The following is a 23,386-nucleotide window of genomic DNA, read 5'->3' as shown; positions in this document are numbered from 1 at the left end:
CACGGTCATTCCGGGATGGTGCGTTAGCACCAGACCCGGAATCTCGAGATTCTCGGGCGCGCAAATTGCGCGCCGGAGCTCGGTCCTACGGACCGCCCCGGAATGACGACTTCGTCGTCACATCGGCCGGACTTCGACCACGTCGGGCACGAAATGCTTCAGCAAATTCTGGATGCCGTGCTGGAGCGTCGCGGTCGATGACGGGCAGCCGGCGCACGAGCCCTTCATGTTGAGATAGACGATCCCGTCCTTGAAGCCGCGGAATGTGATGTCGCCGCCGTCATTGGCGACGGCAGGCCGCACGCGGGTCTCGATCAGATCCTTGATCATGTCGACCGTCTCGGCGTCGGCCTCGTCGAAGAACTCGTCCTCGTCGCCGAGATCGGCATGGCCAGCAGCCGCGCCGTCGGCGAGCAGCGGCGCGCCGGACATGTAGTGCTCCATGATGGCACCGAGGATCGCGGGCTTGAGCTGCTGCCATTCACCGTTCGCCTTGGTCACGGTGATGAAGTCCGATCCGTAGAACACGCCGGTGACGCCGGGCACGTCGAACAGCTTTTCGGCCAGCGGCGAACGCGTCGCCGATTCGCGGCTGGGAAATTCCATCGGGCCGCCGTCGACCACGACGCGGCCGGGAATGAATTTCAGCGTGGCGGGATTGGGGGTGGCTTCGGTTTGAATGAACATTGTTTTCTCCAGACGTCGCCGGTTCAAGGCCGGCGCGTGAGCTATCAATTAGCAGATGGCGACGGCGAACGCACGGTCAAGGGGGCGTAGCAAATTCGTCCATAGGTTTCAGTGGGTTAGGACGCTGCCTACCCTCCAGGGGAGGGTAGGCAGGAGCTACGACAGCGAATCCACGCTTTGGTCGCTCAGTGCGCCGGAAATGACCGTCACCGGCACCGGGAACGTGCCCAGCGCGTGTGCCAGCAGCGAAACCAGCGGCCCTGGCCCTTCCGCGCCCGGGCTCGCGGCCAGCACCAGCATGGCGATGTCGGGGTCCTCGTCGATCACCGCCAGCAGCTGTTCCATCGCGGCGCCTTCGCGGATCACCCGTTCCGGCGTGATCGCGGCGATGCCGTTGGCGCGGCCGGCGGCGCGGTCGAGCGCGGCTTCCGCCGCTTCATGCGCCTCGGCGCGCATGATGTCGGCGACCCCCAGCCATTCCTGGTTCTGCTCGTCGGGCTCGATGATGCGCAGCATCACCACGCCGCCGCCGGCGCGGATCGCCCAGCGGCTGGCGTAATACACCGCACGATCCCATTCGGCGGTATCGTCGACGATGACGAGGCATTTGGGCTTGTGACCCGGCTCGAAGCAAAGTCGCTTGCTGGTCATGCATGTCCCGGAATGTGCACGGGTTGCATGCTGCCACACTCCCGCAACGTTGGGGAGAGGAGAAGCGGCCGGCGCCGTGGCGCTGGCCGGGGGGTTGCGATTGCGGCAATCAGCGCCGGCGGATGAAGCCGACGATGTCCTTGGAGAGCTTCATGGTCTCGTCGGCGATCGCGCGGGCACGGTCGGCGCCGTCGTTGAGGATGGCGTCGATATGGCCGGGGTCGGCGACGAGGCGCTTCATCTCGCCGGCGATCGGCGAAAGTTTCGTCACGCACAGCTCCACCAGCGCGTTCTTGAAGCTGGAGAACTGGCCGCCGCCGAATTCGCGCAGCACGTCGGCCTTGGTGCGGCCGGAGAGCGCGGCAAAGATGCCGACGAGATTGTCGGCCTCGGGGCGCGGCTCCAGGCCCTTCTCTTCGGTCGGCAACGGCTCCGGATCGGTCTTCGCCTTGCGCACCTTCTGCGCGATGGTGTCGGCGTCGTCGGTCAGATTGATGCGCGAGTTGTCGGACGGATCCGACTTCGACATCTTCTTGGTGCCGTCGCGCAAGCTCATCACGCGCGTCGCGGGCCCCTGAATCAGCGGTTCCGGCAGCGGAAAGAACAGGCCGTCATTGGCGCCGAGGTTGCGGATCGAGTCGCCGAAATCATTGTTGAACTTCTGCGCGATGTCGCGCGAGAGCTCCATATGCTGCTTCTGGTCCTCGCCGACCGGCACGTGGGTGGCGCGGTACAGCAGGATGTCGGCCGCCATCAGCACGGGATAGTCGAACAGGCCGACGGACGCGTTCTCGCGGTCCTTGCCGGCCTTCTCCTTGAACTGGGTCATGCGGCCGAGCCAGCCCATGCGCGCGACGCAGTTGAAGATCCAGGCGAGCTCGGCATGGCCCGACACCTGGCTCTGGTTGAACACGATGTGCTTCTTCGGATCGATTCCGGCGGCGATGAACGCCGCGGTCACCTCGCGGGTGTTGCGCGCCAGCTCGACCGGTCCGCCCCAGACGTCCACCCCTTGCGTGATCGCGTGCATGTCGACGACGCAATAGATGCAGTTGTGGGTGTCCTGCATCTTCACGAAGTTGACGATCGCGCCGAGATAATTGCCGAGGTGCAGATTGCCCGTCGGCTGGACGCCCGAAAAAACCCGTTCAACGAATGGCATGGCAAGCTTTCCTAAGGGGTAGCCGGCGTCGTTTCCAACAGCGGCGCTGCCCCGTCAAGGGTAATTCGCGGGGCTCAGGCGCGCGGATCGCGTGTGGCAGGTCGCTTCAGGGCGGCCGCCGCCTCGCGCAGGGAGGCGACGCCCAGGATTTGCAGGAGCAGGCCATAGACGCCGATGCCGGCCGCGATCTGGAAGCCCAGCGCAACGAACCTGATCAGGCCATGCGCCTCGGCAGGCATCAGGCCCATCGTCAGCCAGAGCAGCGCGCCCATCGCCACGGCGGCAAGCACGATCCGCGGCAGCCGTTGTCGCGCGGCCGCATCGACCGAGAAGCCGAATTCGCGCGTGCCCCTGCGGAGCAGCGAAAGCGCGCTGCTCCAGGCGCCGGCCGCGATGCTGGCGGCGATCCCGCTCGCGCCGAAATAATGACCGAGCAGGACCGCGAGCGCGACCGCGACCACGAATCCTTTCGTCGTTGCGAGCAGCGGCGTCATCGTGTCGCTGCGGGCATAGAAGGCCGGCGACAGCGCCTTGATCAGCACGTGGGCCGGCAGCCCCAGCGCCAGCCACATCAGCGCATGCGCGGTTGCGAGGCTGTCCGCCGCGCCGAAGGCGCCATGCTGGAACAGGAGCCGCACGATCGGCTCGGCCAGCACGATCAGGCCAAGCGTGGCTGGCAGTGCGAGCCCGGTCGCAAGTTCCAGCGCACGCGATTCCGCATGCGCCACCGCATCGCGGTCGCCGGTGCTCACCGCGCGCGTCAGCTCCGGCACCAGCACCGTGCCCATGGCGACGCCGACGATGCCGAGCGGCAGCTCGATCAGCCGGTTGGCGAAATAGAGCCAGGAGACGGCGGACGGCGTGGCGGAGGCGATGATCGCGCCGGCCACCATCAGCCATTGCGGACCGGAGCTTGCGATCATGCCGGGAATGGCCTTGGCGAAGAAGCCGCGCATCTCCTTGTCGAAGCTCATCCGCAGCGGCGTTGCGAGGCGCCCGCTCCGCTGCGACAGCAGCATCGCGAGTTGCAACAGGCCGGCGGCGCCCACGGTGGCCGCCAGCATCCACGCGGCGAAGGTCGCATCGGCGTGCCACAACAGCAGCGTCGCGATCGCGGCGATCAGCGCGATATTGAACAGCAGCGGCGAGAACGCAGTGAGTGCAAATCGCCCTTGTGCGTTGAGCAGGCCCATCAGCACCGTGACAGGACCGGCGAAAGCGAGATAGGGCAGCATCAGCCGCGCGTTCGCGACGGCGAGATCGAGCGTGCTGCTGCCGATGAATCCTGGTGCAATGATCGTGATGATCAGCGGCATCAGGAACGCAATGACGACCGAGACCGCGATCAGGGCGGTGCTGACCGTGCCGAGCACGCGGCCGGCGAAGGCGGAGGCGGCCGCCTCGCCGTCGCGGTCACGGATGTGCAGCCAGGCCGGGATCAGGGCCGCATTCAGCGCCCCTTCGCTGAGCAGACGGCGGACCACATTGACGAGCTGGAATGCCGCCAGAAACGCATCCGCCACCGCGCCGGTGCCGAGCAGCGCCGCGATCAGGGAGTCGCGGGCAAAACCCAGCAGCCGCGAGGCCAGTGTTCCCGTCGAGACGGTCAGGAAGGAGCGGATCATCGGGCTTGTTATAATACCGTTGCTTGCCCGCGCGGGGCCGGTCGTGATAGGCCGCGAGCCAGATTTCAGGCCGACAGGAAGCGGATTTCCTCAGGGATCGCAATCCGGCAACAGGATCAAGGTGAATGGCTGACGTGAAATATGACGTTCTCGGGATCGGCAATGCGCTGTTCGACGTGCTGGTCAGGACCGACGAAGCCTTTTTGGCCAAGCACGGCATGACCAAGGGCAGCATGTCCCTGATCGACGAGGCGCGGGCCGCCGCCATCTACAAGGACATGGGTCCGGCGACGGAAGTTTCGGGCGGTTCGGCCGCCAACACCATCGTCGGCATCGGCAGCCTGGGGGCGCGTGCCGCCTATGTCGGCAAGGTCAAGGATGACCAGATCGGCAATCTCTACATGCACGACATCCGCGCCGCCGGCGTCGCCTTCAACACGCCCGCAGCGAAGGACGGCGCCGCCACCGGCTGCTCCTACATCCTGGTCACGCCCGACGGCGAGCGCACCATGAACACCTATCTCGGCGCGGCGCAGGACCTGTCGCCCGCCGATATCGACCCCGCCGAGATCGCCGGCGCCGGGATCGTCTATCTCGAAGGCTATCTCTGGGATCCCAAGAACGCCAAGGAGGCCTTCGTCAAGGCGGCCAAGATCGCGCATGATGCCAAGCGCAAGGTGGCGCTGACGCTATCGGATTCCTTCTGTGTCGATCGCTATCGCGACGAGTTCCTGTCGCTGATGCGCAACGGCACCGTCGACATCGTCTTCGCCAACGAGTCCGAACTGCATTCGCTCTACATGACCTCGGATTTCGACACTGCGCTGAAGCAGCTGCGCAACGACGTCAATCTCGGCGTGGTCACCCGCAGCGAGAAGGGCTGCATGGTGGTTTCGGCGGAAGACGCCGTCGCAGCACCGGCGTTCCCCATCGCCCAGCTGGTCGACACCACCGGCGCCGGCGACCTGTTCGCCGCGGGCTTTCTGTTCGGGCTGGCGCGCAATCTTGCCTACAAGCAGTGTGGCGAGCTCGGCGCGCTGGCGGCGGCCGAAGTGATCCAGCACATCGGTGCCCGCCCGCAGGTGTCGCTGAAGGAATTGGCCCAGCAGCGCGGGCTGACGGCGTAACGCGAAGCAGCCTCATTCTCTCCGTTGTCATCGCCCGGCTTGACCGGGCGATCCAGTACGCCGTGACGTCAGTGGCTTACCGAGAGGCCGCAGCGTACTGGATTCCCCGCTTTCGCGGGGAATGACAGTCTTCGTTTTGCGAGAGTTGCGCGCGGATGCGCTCCTTACGCCGCCCTCTGCCCGCTCCCCGCATCAAGCCCGGCATACACCCCGCGCTCGAAGCCTGCGAACGTCTCCAGGCACTTGGCATCCGCGAACGGCAGCAACTGCATCAGGATCACGCCGGTGACGTCGCGTGACGGGTCGATCCAGTAATAGGTGTTGGCGAGGCCCGCCCAGGCGAGGCTGCCTGCGCTGCGTCCCTCGGCGGTCTTGGCGGTGTTGATCATGAAGCTGAGGCCCCATTTCTTCACCTGCTCCGGATAGAGATCGACGTCGTTGGTGTACATCGGCGCCGCCGTCGTCAGCTTGGTCATGTTGAGATCGCCGATGTGGTTCTGCCCCATCGTCGCGACGGTCTCGGCCTTGAGCACCTGGTTGCCGTTGCCGCGGCCTTTGTTCAGGATCATCTGCGTGAACCTGATGTAGTCTGCCGCGGTCGCATAAAGGCCGCCGCCGCCCATGTGGAATTCCGGCTCCTGCTCGAGCTCGAACGGGATCGCGGCGAGCTGGCCGTCCTCACCGCGCGCATGCATGCCGACCAGGCGCTTGCGCATGGTGTCGGTGATCTTGAAGCCGGTGTCGGACATTCCGAGTGGAGCAAAAAGGTTGTCGCGCAAATAGGCATCCAGCCGCTTGCCGCTGACGGCTTCCACGGCCTTGCCGACGAAATCGATGTTGGTGCCGTATTCCCAGCGTGTGCCGGGATCGGTCATGACGGGCGTCTTCAGCGCCGCATTCTGGCAGGTGGTGATGGCGGGGGTGCCGGTCTTTTCCAGATGGATCGCAAGATCGCCGTTCCACATGTTGTAGGCGAAGCCGGCGGTGTGGGTCATGAGCTGGCGCAGCGTGATCGGTCCCTTCGCCGGCCGCAGCCTCGGCTCACCGCTGGAATCGAAGCCTTCGAGCACCTGCGGCTTGGCGAGATCGGGCAGCACCTCGCCGATCGGGGCATCCAGCAGCAGCTTGCCCTGCTCGACAAGTTGCATCGCGCCCGCCGATGTCACTGCCTTCGTCATTGAGGCGATCCAGAACACGCTATCCGCCGTCATCGCATCGGGCTTGGACAGATCGCGCTTGCCGAAGGCGCCCTGATAGAGCACGTCGTTACCGCTGGCGGCGATGGCGACGACGCCGGGAATCTCCTTGGCGTCGCTCTTCTGGCGCAGAATCTCGTCGATCTGGGCTTGGCTTTGCATAGGCATTTCCTCCGGTTTGATTATTATTGGAAGTGACCGATTGTCCTCCGGCATCCGCTGCGCGGCAAGCGCGGCCATATGCGCGCTTCGGTCGCGATGTCGTGACTTGACGGTCCGCGCTCCAGGCGGGACGACACGATTGCAACACGCCATCGCAATGTGCGGTGGATGGCCGCACTTCGCCGTGACCTCGGATGAGCCGGGCGATATGTCTCGAGCGTTTGAAGCACTTGAAACATTTTGTGCGTTGCCGCGTTTGACCTCTGGCCCAATGGGCGGCTGACGCTAGGACTTGATACAATTTGGCGGCCTTCGATCGGCCGTGAGGGGACCTCAGATGATTTCGACCTGGAGCGAATGGAAGCGCTATCCCCGTCCCGGACGGGGCGAGAACCTCGAAGCGCCGATCTCACCCGGCATTTACGAGGTGCGGATCGCCGGCACCGGCGCGCTCTATTCGTTCGGCGCGGTCGACAATCTGGCGCAGGCGCTGGCGTTGCTGCCGGTCGGCTCGAAATCCTGGTTCGGCCGCCGCGACGCCTCCGACGCGCCCGATCTCGAATACCGGACGTGCGCGACCTCCTCGAAGGCCGGCGCCAAGGCGGCCGCCGAGCGGATGATCGGCCGGCGCGAGACCTATATGAGCGGCGCGGCGTAACCCTTCCGCTCTCGCTATAACTCCCATCAGATGTGCGTCGCGGGACGGTGCATTGCGCACCGTCTGGCCCTATATTCCGGGCAAATTCGATCGCGCCCTGAGGAGTAATGCCATGACACCGACCGCCGCCGCACGCGCCCCGCAAGCCACCGCCGCCCTGCGCGACCGGCTGAAGGATCCTTCGCTGCTGAAGGAGGCCTGCTACATCGACGGCGCCTGGGTCGGAACGCCGGTCTTTGCCGTCAACAATCCCGCGACTGGCGTCGAGCTCGCCAAGGTCCCGCAGCTCGGTGCGGACGAGACGACCAAGGCGGTTGAAGCCGCCCAGCGCGCCTTCCCGGCCTGGGCCAAGCACACCGCCAAGCAGCGCTCCAACATCCTGCGCAAATGGTTCGAGCTGATCATCGCCAATCGCGAGGACCTCGCGCTGATCCTCACCTCCGAGCAGGGCAAGCCGCTCTCCGAAGCTCTCGGCGAAGTCGACATCGGCGCCGCCTATATCGAGTTCTTCGCCGAGGAAGCCCGCCGCGTCTATGGCGAGACCATCCCGACGCAGCGGCCCGATGCGCGCCTGCTCGCGATCAAGCAGCCGATCGGTGTCTGCGGCGCGATCACGCCGTGGAATTTCCCGAACTCGATGATCACGCGGAAGGTCTCGCCGGCCCTTGCCGCCGGTTGCACCGTGGTGCTGAAGCCCGCCAACGAGACGCCGCTGTCGGCGCTGGCGCTCGCCGTGCTCGCCGAGAAGGCCGGCATCCCCAAGGGCGTGCTCAACATCGTCACCGGCGACGCGCCGCCGATCGGCAAGGTGCTGTGCGAGCATCCGGCGGTGCGCTTCGTCGGCTTCACCGGCTCGACCGCGGTCGGCAAGATCCTCTACCAGCAGGCCTCCGTCGGCGTGAAGCGGCTCGGCCTCGAGCTCGGCGGCAACGCGCCGTTCGTGGTGTTCGACGATGCCGACATCGATGCGGCGGTCGAAGGCGCGATGGTCTCGAAATATCGCAACATGGGCCAGACCTGCGTCTGCGCCAATCGCATCTACGCTCAGGACAAGATCTACGACGAGTTCGTGAAGAAGCTCTCGGCCAAGGTCGCGGCGATGAAGATCGGCGACGGTACCGAGAGCGGCATCACGCAGGGGCCGCTGATCAACCTGAAGGCGGTCGACAAGGTCGAGCGCCACATCGCCGACGCCGTGAAGCGCGGCGCCAAGGTCGTCACCGGCGGCAAGCGCAGCGAGCTCGGACGCTCGTTCTTCGAGCCGACCGTGCTCGCTGACGTCAAGCCGGACTCGCTGGTGGCGCAGGAAGAAACCTTCGGCCCGCTCGCGCCCGTCATCCGCTTCAAGGACGAGGCCGATGTCGTCGCGATGTGCAACGCCTCGCCGTTTGGTCTGGCCTCCTACTTCTACTCCCGCGATCTCGGCCGCGTCTGGCGTGTTGCCGAGGCGCTGGAATCCGGCATGGTCGGCGTCAACACCGGCCTGATCACCACGGAAGTCGCCCCCTTCGGCGGCGTCAAGGAAAGCGGCCTTGGCCGCGAAGGCTCGCGTCACGGCATGGAAGAATATGTCGAGATCAAATACGTGATGATGGCGGGGGTCTGAGCCTCTCTGTCGGGGGCATCCCTGGCGTTCGTCCGACAACCCGAGCATGTCCGATCGCAGCGCCCTGGCCGTCATCCGGCCGGGGCGCGAGCGCGTTTGCACCCTGCATTCGCGCTGCAGGCCCCGACTCCCGGATGGAACCCGGCGGTTGGGCCTTGATGTTGTTTCGTCCTTAAGGTCTTGTAATCCTATTGAGTTTCCCGGCGTCCGGGCTGGATTGGCACGACATGTATATTGCGAAGCGTCTCATCGTGCCGATCTCGCTGGTTTTGCTCGTGGTTGGCCTCGCCGCGCTGCTCGCGGTTGTCGGGATGAGCGTGTGGCTCGGCGACCGCGCCAACGAACATTTCGACGAAGTGGTCAGATTGCGTGATGTCCGTGTCGCAGCGGTCGAGCTTCGCAGCGCCGTCCAGTCGGCGGAAGCGAGCCAGCGCGGATTGCTGCTGACCGGCAACCAGATCTATCTTTCTCCCTACGGCGCCGCAAAGACGTCGGCCAACCGGCAGCTCGATAGCCTGAAGCGAAATCTCGGTGATGACCCGCAGTTCGCGACGGTGTTGAAGCGGCTCGATGTCCTCACCGCCGATAAATTCGCCGAGATGGACCAGACCATCGCGCTGAAGAACGACAGAAAGGACGACCAAGCCCTCGCCATCACCAATACCAACCGCGGCAAGGCGCTGATGGACGAGTTGAACCTGTTCGTCTCGGGCATCGTTCGAACCATGGACAATCGTCTCACCTCGGGCGTCGTGCAGCAAAGGGTGAACGCGACGAATTTGAGGTTTGCGTCGATCGTGGCGGCAGTCCTTATTGTGCTGGTCGTCGGTGCCGTGACCGTGACGCTTCTGCGTTACACCCGGGAGCTGACGCAAGCGCGCGACGAGGTTGCGGCGCTCAACGTGTCCCTGGAGGATCGGGTCAGGCACCGGACGGAAGCTCTTGCGAGGGCCAACGAAGAGATGCAGCGCTTCACGCATCTGGTGTCGCACGACATTCGCGCTCCGTTGATCAGCATCGTGGGATTTTCTGAAGAGCTTGCAGAGGGAGCGAGGGACCTCGCGCAATACCTGGAGCAGCCGAGCGTTGGGGCGGCCGACCAGGATCTGCAGCATGCAAGAAAGATCACCAATGAGGAGATGCCCGAAGCCATCGGCTACATCCGCAAGTCGGCGTCCAAGATGGAGACACTCCTAAACGCGGTGCTCCTGCTGTCGCGGGACGGGCGCCGCGATCCAACGCCGGAGACCGTCGACCTCGAGCGGACTATTGTCTCGAGCGCCTCCGCGATCCAGCATCAGATCTCGGCGGCCGGTGGCAAGATCGATACACAGTTTCAAGTCAGCTCGATCGTGACCGACCGGCTTTCGCTGGAGCAGGTGATCGGCAACCTCTTCGACAACGCGGTCAAATATCGCGCGAAGGAGCGGCCGCTCCAGCTCAAGGTCAGCAGCACGACACTGCCCGGCGATCGGGTCGCGATCGAGGTTGCCGACAATGGCCGAGGCATAGCTCCGCAGGATGTGGGGCGGATTTTCGAGTTGTTCCGCAGGGTCGGCAAGCTGGACCAGACCGGCGAGGGTGTCGGGCTCGCCTATGCGAGAACGGTTCTGAGAAACCTTGGGGGCGATATCACTGCGACCTCCGAACTGGATCGCGGCACGACTTTCCGGATAGTCTTGCCACGCAAACTGGTTCTTCCTTCCGTGGCCGACAGCGTGACCGCATGAAATCTGACAGACGGAATTGGTTCGCGGCTTTCATCGTCTGCACGGCTATTGCCGGTCACGCGGGCGCGTGGGCGGAGGACGGACCCGCCGGGATCACGATCCCCCGTGTCTTTGGCCCGTTCGATCGAAACGCCGCTGGTTGCAGTCCCCCTCCGTCACTGAACAAGTCTCTCGCCTTCGCGCAGGACAATGATCGCGAATTCGTCAAAGGCATTGCGAGAGGCCTCGCGATGGCCGCGAAGGACCGTGGCCTGAGCTTTTCCGCTTTGGTTGCAGACAACAACGCGGAGAAGATGATCGGACAGGTCGATGGCTTCCGGGACGCGCGAACCGGCGGACTTGTTGTCGCGCCCGTTGATCCCGCCTCGTTGGCGCCGGCCTTGCGGAAGATGATCTGGCAAGGCGCCTATGTCGGCGCCGTCGTGCCGCCGCCCGCGACGTCCCTGTTGAATGCGCCCCAATATCTCACGGGCAAGGTGCTGGGCGATGCTGCGGCGAATTACATTCGGGGCAAGCTTGGCGGCAAGGCCAATGTCGTGCTCTTGACTCATGACAGCCTGCAGTTCCTCGCCCCGCGCTTCGCGGCGATGCGCGATGTGCTGAAGGACATTCCCGGCGCCGAAATCGTTGCGGATATTTCCCCGCCGACGGTGAACCAGGAGGGCGGGTATAAAATGATGCAAACGATTTTGCTGGCACATCCCGACGTGGACGTCGTGCTGGGCGCCGACACTGTCGTCCTTGGGGCTCTGCAGGCCGTCAGGGAGGCTGGCAAGGAAAGGCCGGATCAGTTCTTCGGCGGAATCGATGGCGAGGTCGAAGCCGTCACTGAAATCAAGAAGGGCGGCCCCTACAAGATCAGCATCAGTCTTGCATCCTCGGTGTTCGGCTATGCCATGGGCCAGCATGCGGCCGACTGGCTGGACGGCAAGAGCATTCCGCAAGCGATGGACATTCTTCCCAGCGCGCTGACCGCAAGTAATATGCGCCAATATGAAGCGGACCTGGCGAATCCCGCGGCCGTGTTCAATGATCCCGCGCGTCGGGATGCTTACCTCAAGATGTACGGAAATATCTGCTACGACACGCGCGACCAGTACGTCAGTTTTCCGTGGTCATCCGAGAGAAAGTAGCCCCGATGGAGCGCAGCGCAATCCGGGGTTCTCGCCTCGCGGTAAGACCTTCCCGGATTTCGCTGCGCTCCATCCGGGCTTCTGTAACGGGCCCTGGTTAGTCAATCCCTTTTTGCGTCGTCCACTCGCCGGGAACCTGCTTCTGTACGGGATCGGCGCGGTGGCCGTCGCCTGATGGGGTTCTAGAGAGGAGCAGGTCGGCCAATCTACGGAAGCGTGATCGCATCGACGGATGCGTCGACAACCCGGATGACGGCCTGGCCTGATCCATCGTCCCGGCGAAGGGACTTCGCTTCGGGGAGGCTGGTGTGATGCCCGCCCGAATCTGTGTGCTCTTGCTTTAAGCCATGGCAGTCGTCCTGAACGGTGCGTTGTCCTTGAGCATGCGCAGCATGATCACGGCGAGCTTGCGTGCTAACGCTACCTTGGCCTTGTTCATGCCGGCGCGCTTGGCGATCCGCATGGCCCAGCTCTTGAGCGGCGCGCAGCCCTTGATCGGCTTGGTCAGGATGATGTGGGCGGCTTCATAGAGCGCCTCGCGCACGGAGGCGTCGCCATTTTTACTGATGCGGCCGCGGTAGTCGGTCTCGCCTGACTGGTACTTCTTCGGCGTCAAGCCGAACAACGGTCCCGCGCGCTTCGCCGAGTTGAAGCGCGAGGGGTCATCGATGGCGCTGGCAAAGGTCAGCGAGATGATCGGTCCCACGGCCGGTGTCGACATCAGCAGCTTGGCTTTGGCATCCAAAAGCGACATCGCCCGCACCCGCTTCTCAAAGCCGTTGAACTCGCGCAGTAGCACTGCATGAACCGCCAGCGTCGCAGTAGCGATCGTCTCGAGGGCCTGATGGCCGGCCACCAGCTCACGGATGCGTGCCGCAAAACTGCGCTTCGTCGTTTTGCCAACCTTCAATCCGAAGCCGCGCAGGATCCCGCGCAGGCTGTTCTCGATGTCCTGAAGCTTGGCCTGGATCAGCTTGCGCGCCGTCAGCATCGCACGGGTCTCCTGGGCACTCATCGACTTGCAATGCACCGGCCGGAACCAGCCGAGCCGCATCAATTGCGCGATGTTGCGGGCGTCGTTACGGTCCGACTTCACCGGCATCGCCTTGAAGGCATCGCTCACGTGCCGCGTTTCCAGGAGCTCGACCGCGAGGCCCTCGTGCTTCATGGCTGTATAAAGCCACTGAGACAGCGGTCCGGCCTCCAGCCCGATCCTGGCGAGTTCGAACCCGAGCGAGCGGAACCAGCCAATCAGCGCCACAGGCTCGCTGGCAACCTTGACCTCCCGAACGATCTTTCCGCTCGCGTCGACAACGCACACGCTGGAGCATTCCAATGACACGTCGATTCCGGCATAGTAGTCCATGGTCGTTCCTCCTTGATGCTTGGAGCGAAGCTTAGGCCTCGACTCCGCTACACCATCAATGTGAGGGACGACCGCAAACCTTCCAGTCAAGCCGCGCGACGCGCGCAATCAAAATAGCGCCGTAGCTAGCGCGGCTTGACTGGAAGGCCTCCGGGGCCCGTTACCCCATCTACAGATCCTAGCGCCGCAGCACCGCGATCGTCCGGTTCGCAAACGTCAGCCGCTCTGCCATGACCGACACGAAGTAGGTCAGCAGCTTGTGGCTGAGCGCGGGATCCTCGGTCTTGATCGCATCGAACTGGTGCGTGTTGAGCACGTAGAGCACGCTGTCAACCTCGGCCTGGATCGTCGCGCTGCGCGGCGTGTTCGACACCAGGCCCATCTCGCCGATCGTGGTGTAGCGACCGAGGCTGCGCACGCGCGTGGTACGATCGTCGTCGGCGGGGATCATGACGCCCACGCGTCCCTCGAGTATGAAATGCATGGAATCGGCGGGGTCGCCAGCCTGCACGATGACATCGCCGGCTTCGACCTCGAGGCGCTGGCAGCGGCGGATCAGTTCGTCTGCATCCGTTTCGCTGTCGAGAATCCCCGTGAACCAGTCGCGCAGGCTCGCCTCCTCCTGAGCCAATTCCTGATGCTGCGCGATCAGCGCGTTCTCGCACCATTCCAGCGCATGATCGAGCTCGGGAACAATGGTGACGCCCTCGCCGACGAAGTCGCTGGAGCGCAGCACCTTCTCGGCCGCAGCCGACAGATGCACCAGGATCAGCTCGACGCCGAGGTCGTGCGCGCTGCGCTTGATCTGCGCAAAGCTGTAGGCCGCTGACGAGTCGACGCCGGTGACGAGCTTGAAGTCGAACAGCAGATAGCGGCACTCCGGGTGTTCCTGCAGCAGCCGCTTGACGTGCTGGTAAAGCCGGTTGGCGGACCCGAAGAACAGGTAGCTCTGCAGATTCAAGCCTTGAATCTTGCCGCCATGCGCGAGCAGCACGTCCTGGTCGTCGCGCGAGCGGTCGAGCGAGGAGCGGTATTCCGAGCCGTCGAAACTGTATTTGATCGAATCCACACGCGCGGCGCTGAACGCAAACGTCGCGCAGCCGATGATCACGCCGATCAGGATGCCCGGCACGAAGCCCCAGATCACGATGATGGCGATGATCGCGATCAGCGAGAGATATTCGAGCTTCGAGAGCCGCTTGCGCGATTCGATGATCCATTTGTGCAGCTGGTCGGCGCCGAGATAAAGCAGAAGGCCGCCAAGCACGAATTTCGGGATGAAGCCGAGCAGCTCCGGCGCGACCGCGAGCATCAGCAACGACAGCGCCGCGACCGTGAGGCCGGACAGGCGTCCGCGCCCGCCGCTGCTGTGATTGAGGATCGAGCGGCTGATCGAGCTGCAGCCGGGGTACCCGCCGAGCAGGCCGGTCAGGATGTTGGCGGCGCCGGTGACGTTCAGCTCGCGCTCCAGATTGGCTTCGCGATGCGTGGCGACCTCGATTCCGGTGGTGTTGAACAGCGTGCTGGCGGCCGTGACGAATATGACGGCGACGACGTTGCCGAGCAGGTCCGGTATGGCAAACCAGGGATAGCGCGCGAGATCGTCGATGTGCCAGGGCAGCATGAAGGCCGCTTGTGGCGGAGGTTGAAACGTCCAGCCCAGGGCGCGTGCGTCATCGAACGAAACACCGGTGATCCAGAATGCCAGATGCGCCGTGAGCACGCCGCCGACCAGGATGATCGGCAGTCCGAACGGGCTGCGCGAGCGATGCCAGGTGAGATACAGCACCAGCGCCATCGCGCAGGCAGCCCCGAGCTCCAGCAAGATGGTATGGTCAGCGAACCGCGACAGCGTCGCGAATTGCAGCGGGTGGTTGGTGATCACCCGGATCGCGCCGAGGGCGATCAGAAGTCCGGTGGCGCCGAGGAAGCCGCCGACGACGGGATAGGGCACGTAGCGGATGGCGCGGCCGAGCCGCGTCAGGCCCAGCCCGCACAGCACCAATCCTGTCAGCACCGTCGACAGGCCGAGCGTGATCAGGACCGGCGAGAGCAGCGACGTCTGCAGGTTCGCCGCCTCGATGCGCTCGACCACCGAGGCCGCCAGGATTCCGGTCACCGCGGCGGTCGAGCTGTCGGGGGCGGCCACCGCGAAGGGCAGGGAGCTGCCCAGCCCGATGACGACCGCAAGCACCGCGGAGCTGACGAAAGTCGCCGTGATGCCATACGACAAATAGGGCGAGAGCGGCCCGGCAAAGATCAGCAGCGAATAGGACAGTCCGAAGGTAACCGTCAGGACACTGGCGGCGCTTCCGCCGAGTATGTCGTTCAGCGCACGCTTGAGGGCCGGATTGAACCGCGGAGCCGGACTGAGAACAATTGCTGGATCGGTCACGCCGTTGCGCTCACTCCTGAAAATTCCTCTCCGAGACGTAGACGACTACAAGCTTAGCGCAACAGGATTCTTGGAATTATGAAATATCCGACAGTTCTGCGGTGAAGACCCGCATTCACGACGTGTGAATGCTCAACCATATGGTCGAGAGAAAAAACGGAAGCTCTGGCGCACATTCAGTGTCGTGGCGGAAAGCGGTTCACCCCCACCGCTGTCATTCCCCGCGACCCGGCTACGCCAAGGCTTCGTCGAGGTTGGCGTCTAGGCGCGCCGAAGCTTCAGCGTAGGCGGCAAGCGGGGAATCCAGTACGCCGCAGCCTCTCCGTATCCCATCGCAGTCTCTGGAATACTGGATCGCCCGGTCAAGCCGGGCGATGACAGTCGAGGGTGTGGCGGACAGCTTCTCGACGGAGGTTGCGGCGGCAGCGGAGCCTAGATCTTCAGCTCAGTCCCGGTCACGCGCCGGTACGCTTCCAGATACCGCTTGCTGGTTGCCTCCACCACGCTCGCGGGCAGCGGCGGCGGCGGGGCGTCGCCGTTCCAGCGGCCGGCGCGGCGTTCGACGTCGAGATAGTCGCGCAGCGGCTGCTTGTCGAAGCTCGCCTGCGGTTGGCCGGGCTTGTAGGCGTCGACCGCCCAGAAGCGCGACGAATCCGGCGTCATCACCTCGTCGATCAGGATGATGCGGCCGTCCTTGTCGCGGCCGAACTCGAACTTGGTGTCGGCGATGATGATGCCCTGCTCGCGGGCGAGCTCCTCGCCGAGCGTGTAGATCGCGCGCGTCATGCTCTCGAGCGTGTAGGCGGTCTCGTCGCCGACGACCTCACGCATCTTTGCGATGGTGATATTCTCGTCATGGCCGGTCTCGGCTTTGGTCGCCGGGCTGAAGATCGAAGGATCGAGCTTCTCGCTTTCGACCAGGCCGGCCTTCAGCTTCTCGCCGGCGAGCGTGCCGCTGGCGGCATATTCCTTCCACGCCGAACCCGAGAGATAGCCGCGGATCACGCATTCGATCGGGAATACGGTGGTGCGGCGGCAGAGCATGGCACGGCCGAGGATCTCGGCGCGGTGCGGCTTCAAGGCCGGCACGGCCGCGATGATCTCGTCGGTGTCGGCGCTGATCATGTGATGCGGCACCACGCCTTCAAGTTCGTTGAACCAGAACGCACTGATCTGGGTCAGCACCGCGCCCTTCATCGGGATTGTCTCGCCCATCACGACGTCGAAGGCGCTGATGCGGTCGGTGGTGACCAGCAGCAGGCGGTCGTCGTCGACGGCGTAGATGTCGCGCACCTTGCCGCGGCCGATCTTGGGCAGGGGCAGGTCGCTGGAGAGCATGGTGGTCATCGGCAAAGCTTTCGCAAGGCAGGTCTTCAGGCAAAAAACCGGCCGCACCGGACAGCACGGCCGGAACCGGATTAGCCTATTCCGGCAGCGGAATGAACTCATGTTCCTGCGGAACCGCGGCGAAGCGGCCGGTTTTCCAGTCCTGCTTGGCCTGCTCGATCCGCTCCTTGCTGGAGGAGACGAAATTCCACCAGATGTGGCGCGGGCCCTCCAGCGCATCGCCGCCGAGAAACATCATCCGGGTTGGCCTCACGGCCTTCACGGTGATGCGGTCGCCGGGCCGGAAGATCAGCAGCCGCGGCCCCTCGTAGTGCTCGTTCGCGATCTCGACCTCGCCGTCGACCACGTAGATCGCGCGCTCCTCGTGGTCAGGATCGAGCGGCACCGTCGCGCCGGCGGCCGCCGTGACCTCGGTGTAGAACCAGGGCGAGACCGTCGACACCGGCGAGGTGATGCCGAAGGCCGAGCCCGCGATCACCTTCGCAGTGAAGTCGCGCTCGGAGATCATTGGCAGGTCGGCGGCGCCATAGTGCTGGAACGACGGCGCGATCTCTTCCGATCCGGCCGGCAGCGCGATCCAGCTTTGCAGGCCCAGCATCCTCTGCCCCGAGGCGCGCTGCACTTCGGGTGTGCGCTCGGAATGCGCGATGCCGCGTCCGGCGGTCATCAGGTTCATTGCGCCGGGCTGGATCTCCTGGATGTTGCCCTCGCTGTCGCGATGCATGATCGCGCCGTCGAACAGGTAGGTGACGGTGGCAAGCCCGATATGCGGATGCGGCCGCACGTCCATGCCCTTGCCGGAGACGAACTGCACCGGTCCGAAATGATCGAAGAAGATGAAAGGCCCGACCATCTGCCGCTTGCCATGCGGCAGTGCGCGGCGCACGGCAAATCCGTCGCCGAGATCGCGCGTGCGCGGCACGATGACGAGATCGAGCGCGTCGCAGGACATGGGATCGCCGAGCACGGGATCGTTGGAGGGCTGCCAGCTCATGGTGGACTCCTGCTTCGTTTTCTTGAGAACGACGGTAGCAGAATTTCGTATCGCCGTCGCGACAAAGCCGGGCGATGACAGTTGTAAGTGTCGCGGCTAATCCTGCATGCCGATGATCCTTGTAAAAAGGGGCCTGACGATGGATGTTCGGCTGATGTCAACCGCGACCGATCGCATCACCCGATGACCCTTGCCGCAACAGAACTCGCCTTCCGCGCCGCCTCCGTGGCGTTGCTGCTGGTGCTGGCCGCGTCGCTGTTCCAGGGTTTTCGCAACGTGCTGGCGGCCCGGCTCGGTGCGGCCTTCGCGCTCGGCTCGGCTGCGCATGCGGCGAGCTATTCGGTCGGGGTATCCGCGCTGGTCCCGGCCTGGCACGCGCCGCTGATCGCGCTGTCGACCGGCAATATCGTGGTGTTCTGGCTGTTCACGCGCACGCTGTTCGACGACGAGTTTCGCCTGCGGCGGTGGCACGGCTTGATCTGGGGGCTGGTGACCGCCTTCAGTTTCGCCGGATGCGTCTGGATCGCGCCGGGCGGCAATGTGCGGTTCTCGGTCACAATGGTCAATCTGATCGTGCTCGGCTTCATCGCGCTCGCCATCGTGCAGACGATCGCGTCGTGGCCCGCCGATCTGGTCGAACGCCGCCGCCGCGTTCGTGTCTTCATCGTTTGCGCTGCTGCGCTCTATGGCGGATTGAACGCACTGCTCCAGATCGTCGTTGCCGGCAGTGACGTCGGCGATCTCGCCGATACCATCAACGCAGGCGTGCTCGCCTGCATCGTCGCGGCCATCACCTATGCGATGATGCGTGTCGATGGCGCGGACCTGTTTCCGGTCGCGGCGGCGGCGGTCGCGCCAAGTCTGCCCGCGGCGGTCGAGGACGTCGCCGACCAGAAGCTCATCGACGCCTTGCTGCGGCTGATGGCGGATGAGCGCATCTATCGCCACGAGAACATCACCGTCGGCGTGCTCGCCGGCCGGCTGAAAATTCCCGAATACCGGTTGCGCCGGCTGATCAACCAGAGGCTCGGCTATCGCAACTTCAACGTCTTCCTGAACAACCACCGGATCGAGGAGGCGAAGGCTGCGCTCGCCGATCCTGCCCAGGCCGAGGTCCCTGTCATCACCATCGCGATGGACGCCGGCTTCCAGTCGCTGGGTCCGTTCAACCGCGCCTTCAAGGCGGTGACGGGGGTGACGCCGACGGAATACCGGCGGCTCAAGGCCGAAGTGGCCTAGATTTTAGATCTTTGAAATCACATAGGAATTTCGAAATCGACCAGCTCCGGTCAATTTCGACGAGGTCGGGTTTCAAATCCGGCGAGCCGTCGTCAGCCCGCTCTGTCCTTCTCACTCGCCCCGAAGCCGGAGAAAGCCTGTGACCCGCCGCCGCAAGATCGTCCTCATCTCCACCGCCATCGCCTGTGCGGGCCTCGCGCTCGGCGCGGCGCGGGCGCGCGACGTGCCCAGGGTCGCCACCGGTTTCATCGCCGACGTGCTCTGCTCGGAGACGTTCGTCTCGGACCTCGATGTCAGGCGCAACCTCGCCGAGACCACCGATGCGATGCCGGGCGCCGGCCTGCTGACCTGGGCGATGGACTATCAGGTCGATCGCACGCGCAAGGACGTTACGGTGACGCTGTTCGGCATCGGCCGCAGCCACGCCGTCTATCGCGAGGGGCTCGGCTGCACGCTCGATCACGGTGCGGCGATGGCGGGCGTCGCGCTGCCGCCTGACGACAAGCAGCCGGTGCTGCTGCCCGAGATCGCCGGCCCGTCGATCGTGCCGCCGCAAAGCGAGGGGCTGTCGGTCGCGCTCGACCGCGCGTTCACCGAACCCGCGCAGCCGCCCTATCGCCGCACCCGGGCGATCGTCGTCATGAAGGCCGGCCGCATCGTCGCCGAGCGCTATGCCGACGGCATCGGACCCGAGACGCCGCTGCTCGGCTTCTCCATGACGAAATCCGTGATCTCGGCGCTGACAGGCATCCTCGTGCGCCAGGGCAAGCTCAGGCTCGACGGTCCCGCGCCTGTCGAGGCCTGGACCAATCCGGATGATCCGCGCCGCGCCATCACCGTCGATCAATTGTTGCGCCATACCGCCGGGCTCGCGCTCGGCAGCTCGTTGCAGGCCTCGCTCGGCTCCGCCTTCGAGCCGGTCAATCGCATGAAATTCGTCGAGGGCGACATGGCGGCCTATGCCGCGAGCATGCCGCTTGCGACCGCGCCGGGCACCGCCTGGAACTACCACGACGGCAACACCATCCTGCTCGCGCATCTGATCCGCAACGCCGCCGGCGGCCATCCTTCGGATGCGCTGCGTTTTGCGCGCCGCGAACTGTTCGCCCCGCTCGGCATGCGCCATGTCACGCTCCAGCTCGATGGCGCCGGGACGATCGAAGGCTCCAGCGAGATGCTGGCATCGGCGCGCGACTGGGCGCGGTTCGGCCAGCTCTATCTCAATGACGGCGTCGCCGGCGGCAAGCGCATCTTGCCGGAAGGCTGGGTGAGCTACTCGGCCACGGCAACGCCGAACGCGTGGGTCGGCATCGGCGCCGGCTTCTGGACCAACCAGGGCGACAGCTTTGGTGCGAATTTCCGCGTGGAGCACGGCTGGCCGCGCGATGCCTTCTTCGCCAAGGGCACGATCGGGCAGTACACGATCGTGATCCCGTCGGAGAAGCTCGTCATCGTACGGATGGGCCGCTCGCCGAACGGGCCGCCGGAAGCGGACGGCGTGTTCGATCTGGTGCGGGATGTGGTGGCTGCGGTGCGCGCTGCCTCGTCCCCCTCGCCCCGCTTGCGGGGAGAGGGTTGGGGTGAGGGGGAGTCTCCGCAAGGGAGGTGAGAGTTGGATTCGCGGAGAGTCCCCCTCACCCGGAATCCGCGCTTCGCGCGCATTCCGGCCTCTCCCCGCAAGCGGGGAGAGGCGAAGAGACGTCTCTTACCTTCCCAGCTCCGTCGCCTTCGCCACGCGATCGAACCGCTCAAGCGTCAGGATCGCGTCGGCGAACTTTTCCGCCCGCGCGTTCAGCACCGGGCGCGCCAGCGTCAGAAACTTTTGCTGCATCGCCTGTGCATCGGGGAAGGAATTCGGCTCTCCAGACGGATCGGCGTAGAGCCGCTCATGCACGCCGTCCTCGGTGGTGATGCTGACGCGGGCGCCGAACGGGTGGGTGCGGCCGAGCTCGAGCCGGTCGTCCTGCACCACGTCGAACTTGTCGGCGAGCGCGTCGATGGCGGCATCCCCGAGCCGGTTGTAGTCGTCCCAGCCAAACGAGCCCTGGTCGAGCGCGAGCGCGCCGGTGAAGAACATCGAGAACTGACCGCCGACGATCGAGGTCGGGTGACGCTTGGTCGCGGCGTCGCCGGTCAGCGTGATGCCGTTGCGGTGCAGGCCGATCTCGACGCGCTTGACCTGGTCGGGTGTCAGATTGTGCTCGCGCCGCATCGCGATCAGCGCGTCGATCGCGGCGTGGGTGTAGCGGCAGCTCGGATACGGCTTCACGCCGATCTTCATCGTCTCATAGGTGTTGCCGAGCCCTGCGACTGCCTTGTCCGGATGCGGATCGTCGGTATAGCCGGCGAGCAGGCCGTGCTTGCCTTCGACGGATTCGGCCGAGCCGACGAAATCGTTGCGCGCCAGGGTCGCGGCGATCACGCCGTTCATCGCGGCGGCGCCGACCTGGTAGCGCTTGTTCCAGGCACCGTTGACCAGGAATTGCAGCGAGCCCGCGGCCTGGCTGCCGGAGACGCCGAAGGCGGCGATGATCTGCTTGTCACTGAGGCCGAATAGCTTGCCGGCCGCCGCGGCCGCGCCATAGGTGCCGGCGGTCGCGGTCGGGTGGAATCCGCGCGCATAATGCGAGGTCGGATCGAGCGCGTTGCCGAGCCGGCAGCAGACTTCATAGCCCGCCACGATCGCGGTCAGCACGTCGCGGCCCGACGCGCCGACCATCTCGCCGACGGCGAAGGCGGCCGGGACCACCGGCGCGCTCGGATGCAGAGAGGAATCGGCATGGGTGTCGTCGAAATCGAGGGAATGGCCGAGCGCGCCGTTGAGCAGCGCCGCCACCGCCGGCGTCCAGGTCTTGGTGTCGCCGAACACCGTGGATTCGCCCTTGGTGTCGAGCGCGAGCGCCTCCAGCATCTTCAGGATCGACGGGGTCGATTCCGCCTCGGACCGGGCCCGGATGGCGCTGCCGAGGAAGTCCAGCGTCAGCACCTTGGCGCGATCCAGCACCTCCGCTGGAATATCGTCAAATTTCAGATTGAAGACGTAGGCGGCGAGCGTTGCGGTTTCGTTGGCCATCGTGTTTCCTCGTTTTGGCGCGCAAGTTAGGCGGGCTGATTTGGCCTTTCAAGCGGCCTTGGGGCCGCGGGCATCAGCTATGCTTTTGCCTGGCTCGAGAAGATCGGAACGTTTGACCATGGCATTGGCGGGAAAGCTGTTCGACCGGATCCGGTCGCGGCGGACGCAATTGGGACTGGCGATCCGGGTCACCGTGGCGGCCACCGCGGCCTATGCCATCGCCACCGCGCTGCATCTGCTGTTGCCGCTCTGGGCGGTCCTGACCTCGCTGATCGTGACCCAGATGAGCGTCGGCCGCTCGCTGAAGGCGACGCGTGACTACATGCTCGGCACCATCGGCGGCGCGATCTATGGCGGTGCCATCGTGATCCTGATCCCTTATTCGAGCGAAGCGGGCTTGCTCGGCCTGCTGGTGCTCTCGGTCGCCCCGCTGGCCTTCATCGCCGCGATCAATCCGAGCCTCAGTGCGGCCACGGTGACGGCGGTGATCGTGCTGCTGGTTCCGACCATGCATCACTCGGATCCGATGACCTCGGCGATCGACCGGGTCAGCGAGGTCGGGGTCGGCGCCATCACCGGGCTGCTGGTCTCGTTCCTGGTGCTGCCCTCACGCGCGGTGCGGCAGATCCGCGCTGCCGCGGCAAAACTGCTCGAACTGATTGCCGATGCGTTCGCCGAATTGCTCGCCGGCCTCACGCGCGGCCGCGACAACGATGCGCTGCACCGGATCCAGGACGGCATCGGCACGGCGATGGTCGGGCTCAATGCGATCGGCGCCGAGGCCGAGCGCGAGCGCGCCGCGCGCCTGTCGGGCGGGCCGGATACCGGTCCGCTGCTGCGCACGGTCCTGCGCCTGCGCCACGATGTCGTGATGATCGGCCGTGCCACCGTGGTGCCGCTGCCGGTGGATGTGCAGATGCGGCTCGCAGCTCCCTTGACGGAGGTCTCGACCGTGATCGCGCGCTTCCTGCGATCGGCCGCCGCGGCCTTGCGCGAGGGCGGCGGCGCGCCGCCGATCCATCCCGTCCACGTCGCGCTTCAGCATTATGCCGAGGCGGTCGCCGCCGTGCGCCAGGACGGCTTGATCCGCGGCCAGCCCGGCGACACCGCCGAGCGTTTCTTCGCGATCGGTTTCTCACTGGAGCAGATGCACCAGAATCTCTGCGATCTCGACCGCGTCGTCGGCGAATGGTCGGAGGTCGCGGCGGATCGGCCGGTGCGCAAAGCTGTGTGAA

General features: G+C 65.0%; 18 protein-coding genes. 8 read left to right on the top strand and 10 right to left on the bottom strand.

The window, feature by feature from the left end:
* Positions 1-117: 117 nt before the first annotated feature.
* From F8237_RS14585 to murJ, 4 genes are all read right to left on the bottom strand, one after another.
* Complete coding sequence (locus F8237_RS14585) at positions 118-687, bottom strand: NifU family protein (RefSeq protein ID WP_151645608.1); 570 nt, start codon at positions 685-687, stop codon at positions 118-120.
* 156 nt (positions 688-843) lie between these two features.
* Positions 844-1,338 (bottom strand): universal stress protein, encoded by a 495-nt coding sequence (locus F8237_RS14580; RefSeq protein WP_162006053.1) that lies wholly within the window; start codon positions 1,336-1,338, stop codon positions 844-846.
* A gap of 109 nt (positions 1,339-1,447) precedes the next feature.
* Positions 1,448-2,500: a tryptophan--tRNA ligase gene (gene trpS / locus F8237_RS14575; RefSeq protein ID WP_151645604.1), complete on the bottom strand. Its 1,053-nt coding sequence runs from the start codon at positions 2,498-2,500 to the stop codon at positions 1,448-1,450.
* A gap of 74 nt (positions 2,501-2,574) precedes the next feature.
* Positions 2,575-4,125: a murein biosynthesis integral membrane protein MurJ gene (gene murJ / locus F8237_RS14570; protein ID WP_151645602.1), complete on the bottom strand. Its 1,551-nt coding sequence runs from the start codon at positions 4,123-4,125 to the stop codon at positions 2,575-2,577.
* Positions 4,126-4,250: 125 nt separating this feature from the next.
* Between murJ and F8237_RS14565 the strand changes: the two genes are divergently transcribed.
* Entirely contained in the window at positions 4,251-5,252 is a 1,002-nt protein-coding gene (locus tag F8237_RS14565; protein ID WP_151645600.1) for an adenosine kinase, read from the top strand.
* Positions 5,253-5,416: 164 nt separating this feature from the next.
* On the opposite strand, the gene F8237_RS14560 is transcribed toward F8237_RS14565, so the two are convergent.
* Positions 5,417-6,610 carry a serine hydrolase domain-containing protein gene (locus F8237_RS14560; protein WP_162006052.1) on the bottom strand — a complete coding sequence of 398 codons (1,194 nt, stop codon included), beginning with the start codon at positions 6,608-6,610 and terminating at the stop codon, positions 5,417-5,419.
* A gap of 337 nt (positions 6,611-6,947) precedes the next feature.
* Here F8237_RS14560 and F8237_RS14555 point away from each other — a divergent pair, with 337 nt between their 5' ends.
* The 4 genes from F8237_RS14555 (at position 6,948) to F8237_RS14540 (ending at position 11,737) form a co-directional block, all read left to right on the top strand.
* On the top strand, positions 6,948-7,268 hold the full coding sequence (locus F8237_RS14555) for a hypothetical protein (RefSeq protein ID WP_014438668.1): 321 nt from the start codon (positions 6,948-6,950) through the stop codon (positions 7,266-7,268).
* Positions 7,269-7,380: 112 nt separating this feature from the next.
* The gene (locus F8237_RS14550; protein WP_151645596.1) at positions 7,381-8,874 is read left to right on the top strand and encodes an NAD-dependent succinate-semialdehyde dehydrogenase; all 1,494 of its coding nucleotides are present in this window, start codon (positions 7,381-7,383) and stop codon (positions 8,872-8,874) included.
* A gap of 251 nt (positions 8,875-9,125) precedes the next feature.
* Positions 9,126-10,604, top strand: coding sequence for a sensor histidine kinase (locus tag F8237_RS14545; RefSeq protein WP_244626124.1), 1,479 nt, complete (start codon positions 9,126-9,128; stop codon positions 10,602-10,604).
* A complete protein-coding gene (locus F8237_RS14540) occupies positions 10,601-11,737 on the top strand; it encodes a sugar ABC transporter substrate-binding protein (RefSeq protein WP_151645594.1) in 1,137 nt (378 codons plus the stop codon). Before F8237_RS14545 ends, F8237_RS14540 begins: the two co-directional genes overlap by 4 nt.
* A 340-nt stretch (positions 11,738-12,077) precedes the next feature.
* Here F8237_RS14540 and F8237_RS14535 read toward each other — a convergent pair whose 3' ends face one another.
* From F8237_RS14535 to F8237_RS14520, 4 genes are all read right to left on the bottom strand, one after another.
* On the bottom strand, positions 12,078-13,103 hold the full coding sequence (locus F8237_RS14535) for an IS110 family RNA-guided transposase (protein ID WP_151644825.1): 1,026 nt from the start codon (positions 13,101-13,103) through the stop codon (positions 12,078-12,080).
* A 178-nt stretch (positions 13,104-13,281) separates the two neighbouring features.
* Positions 13,282-15,498, bottom strand: coding sequence for an SLC26A/SulP transporter family protein (locus tag F8237_RS14530; protein WP_151645592.1), 2,217 nt, complete (start codon positions 15,496-15,498; stop codon positions 13,282-13,284).
* A gap of 432 nt (positions 15,499-15,930) precedes the next feature.
* On the bottom strand, positions 15,931-16,845 hold the full coding sequence (locus tag F8237_RS14525) for a phosphoribosylaminoimidazolesuccinocarboxamide synthase (RefSeq protein WP_014438663.1): 915 nt from the start codon (positions 16,843-16,845) through the stop codon (positions 15,931-15,933).
* A 76-nt stretch (positions 16,846-16,921) separates the two neighbouring features.
* A complete protein-coding gene (locus F8237_RS14520) occupies positions 16,922-17,839 on the bottom strand; it encodes a pirin family protein (protein WP_151645590.1) in 918 nt (305 codons plus the stop codon).
* Between the two features lie 183 nt (positions 17,840-18,022).
* Here F8237_RS14520 and F8237_RS14515 point away from each other — a divergent pair, with 183 nt between their 5' ends.
* Together F8237_RS14515 and F8237_RS14510 are read left to right on the top strand one after the other, a co-directional pair.
* Complete coding sequence (locus F8237_RS14515; protein ID WP_151645588.1) at positions 18,023-19,078, top strand: helix-turn-helix domain-containing protein; 1,056 nt, start codon at positions 18,023-18,025, stop codon at positions 19,076-19,078.
* Positions 19,079-19,217: 139 nt separating this feature from the next.
* Positions 19,218-20,687 carry a serine hydrolase domain-containing protein gene (locus tag F8237_RS14510; RefSeq protein ID WP_151645586.1) on the top strand — a complete coding sequence of 490 codons (1,470 nt, stop codon included), beginning with the start codon at positions 19,218-19,220 and terminating at the stop codon, positions 20,685-20,687.
* 96 nt (positions 20,688-20,783) lie between these two features.
* Here F8237_RS14510 and F8237_RS14505 read toward each other — a convergent pair whose 3' ends face one another.
* Positions 20,784-22,151 (bottom strand): MmgE/PrpD family protein, encoded by a 1,368-nt coding sequence (locus F8237_RS14505; RefSeq protein ID WP_151645584.1) that lies wholly within the window; start codon positions 22,149-22,151, stop codon positions 20,784-20,786.
* Between the two features lie 118 nt (positions 22,152-22,269).
* Here F8237_RS14505 and F8237_RS14500 point away from each other — a divergent pair, with 118 nt between their 5' ends.
* Complete coding sequence (locus F8237_RS14500) at positions 22,270-23,385, top strand: FUSC family protein (protein ID WP_151645582.1); 1,116 nt, start codon at positions 22,270-22,272, stop codon at positions 23,383-23,385.
* Position 23,386: the final 1 nt, after the last annotated feature.

Origin of the sequence: Bradyrhizobium betae, from assembly GCF_008932115.1 — a bacterium.
Taxonomy (GTDB): Bacteria; Pseudomonadota; Alphaproteobacteria; order Rhizobiales; family Xanthobacteraceae; genus Bradyrhizobium; species Bradyrhizobium betae.
Note: the sequence above shows the minus strand (reverse complement) of the source record. Positions and strands in the feature narration are given on the sequence as shown.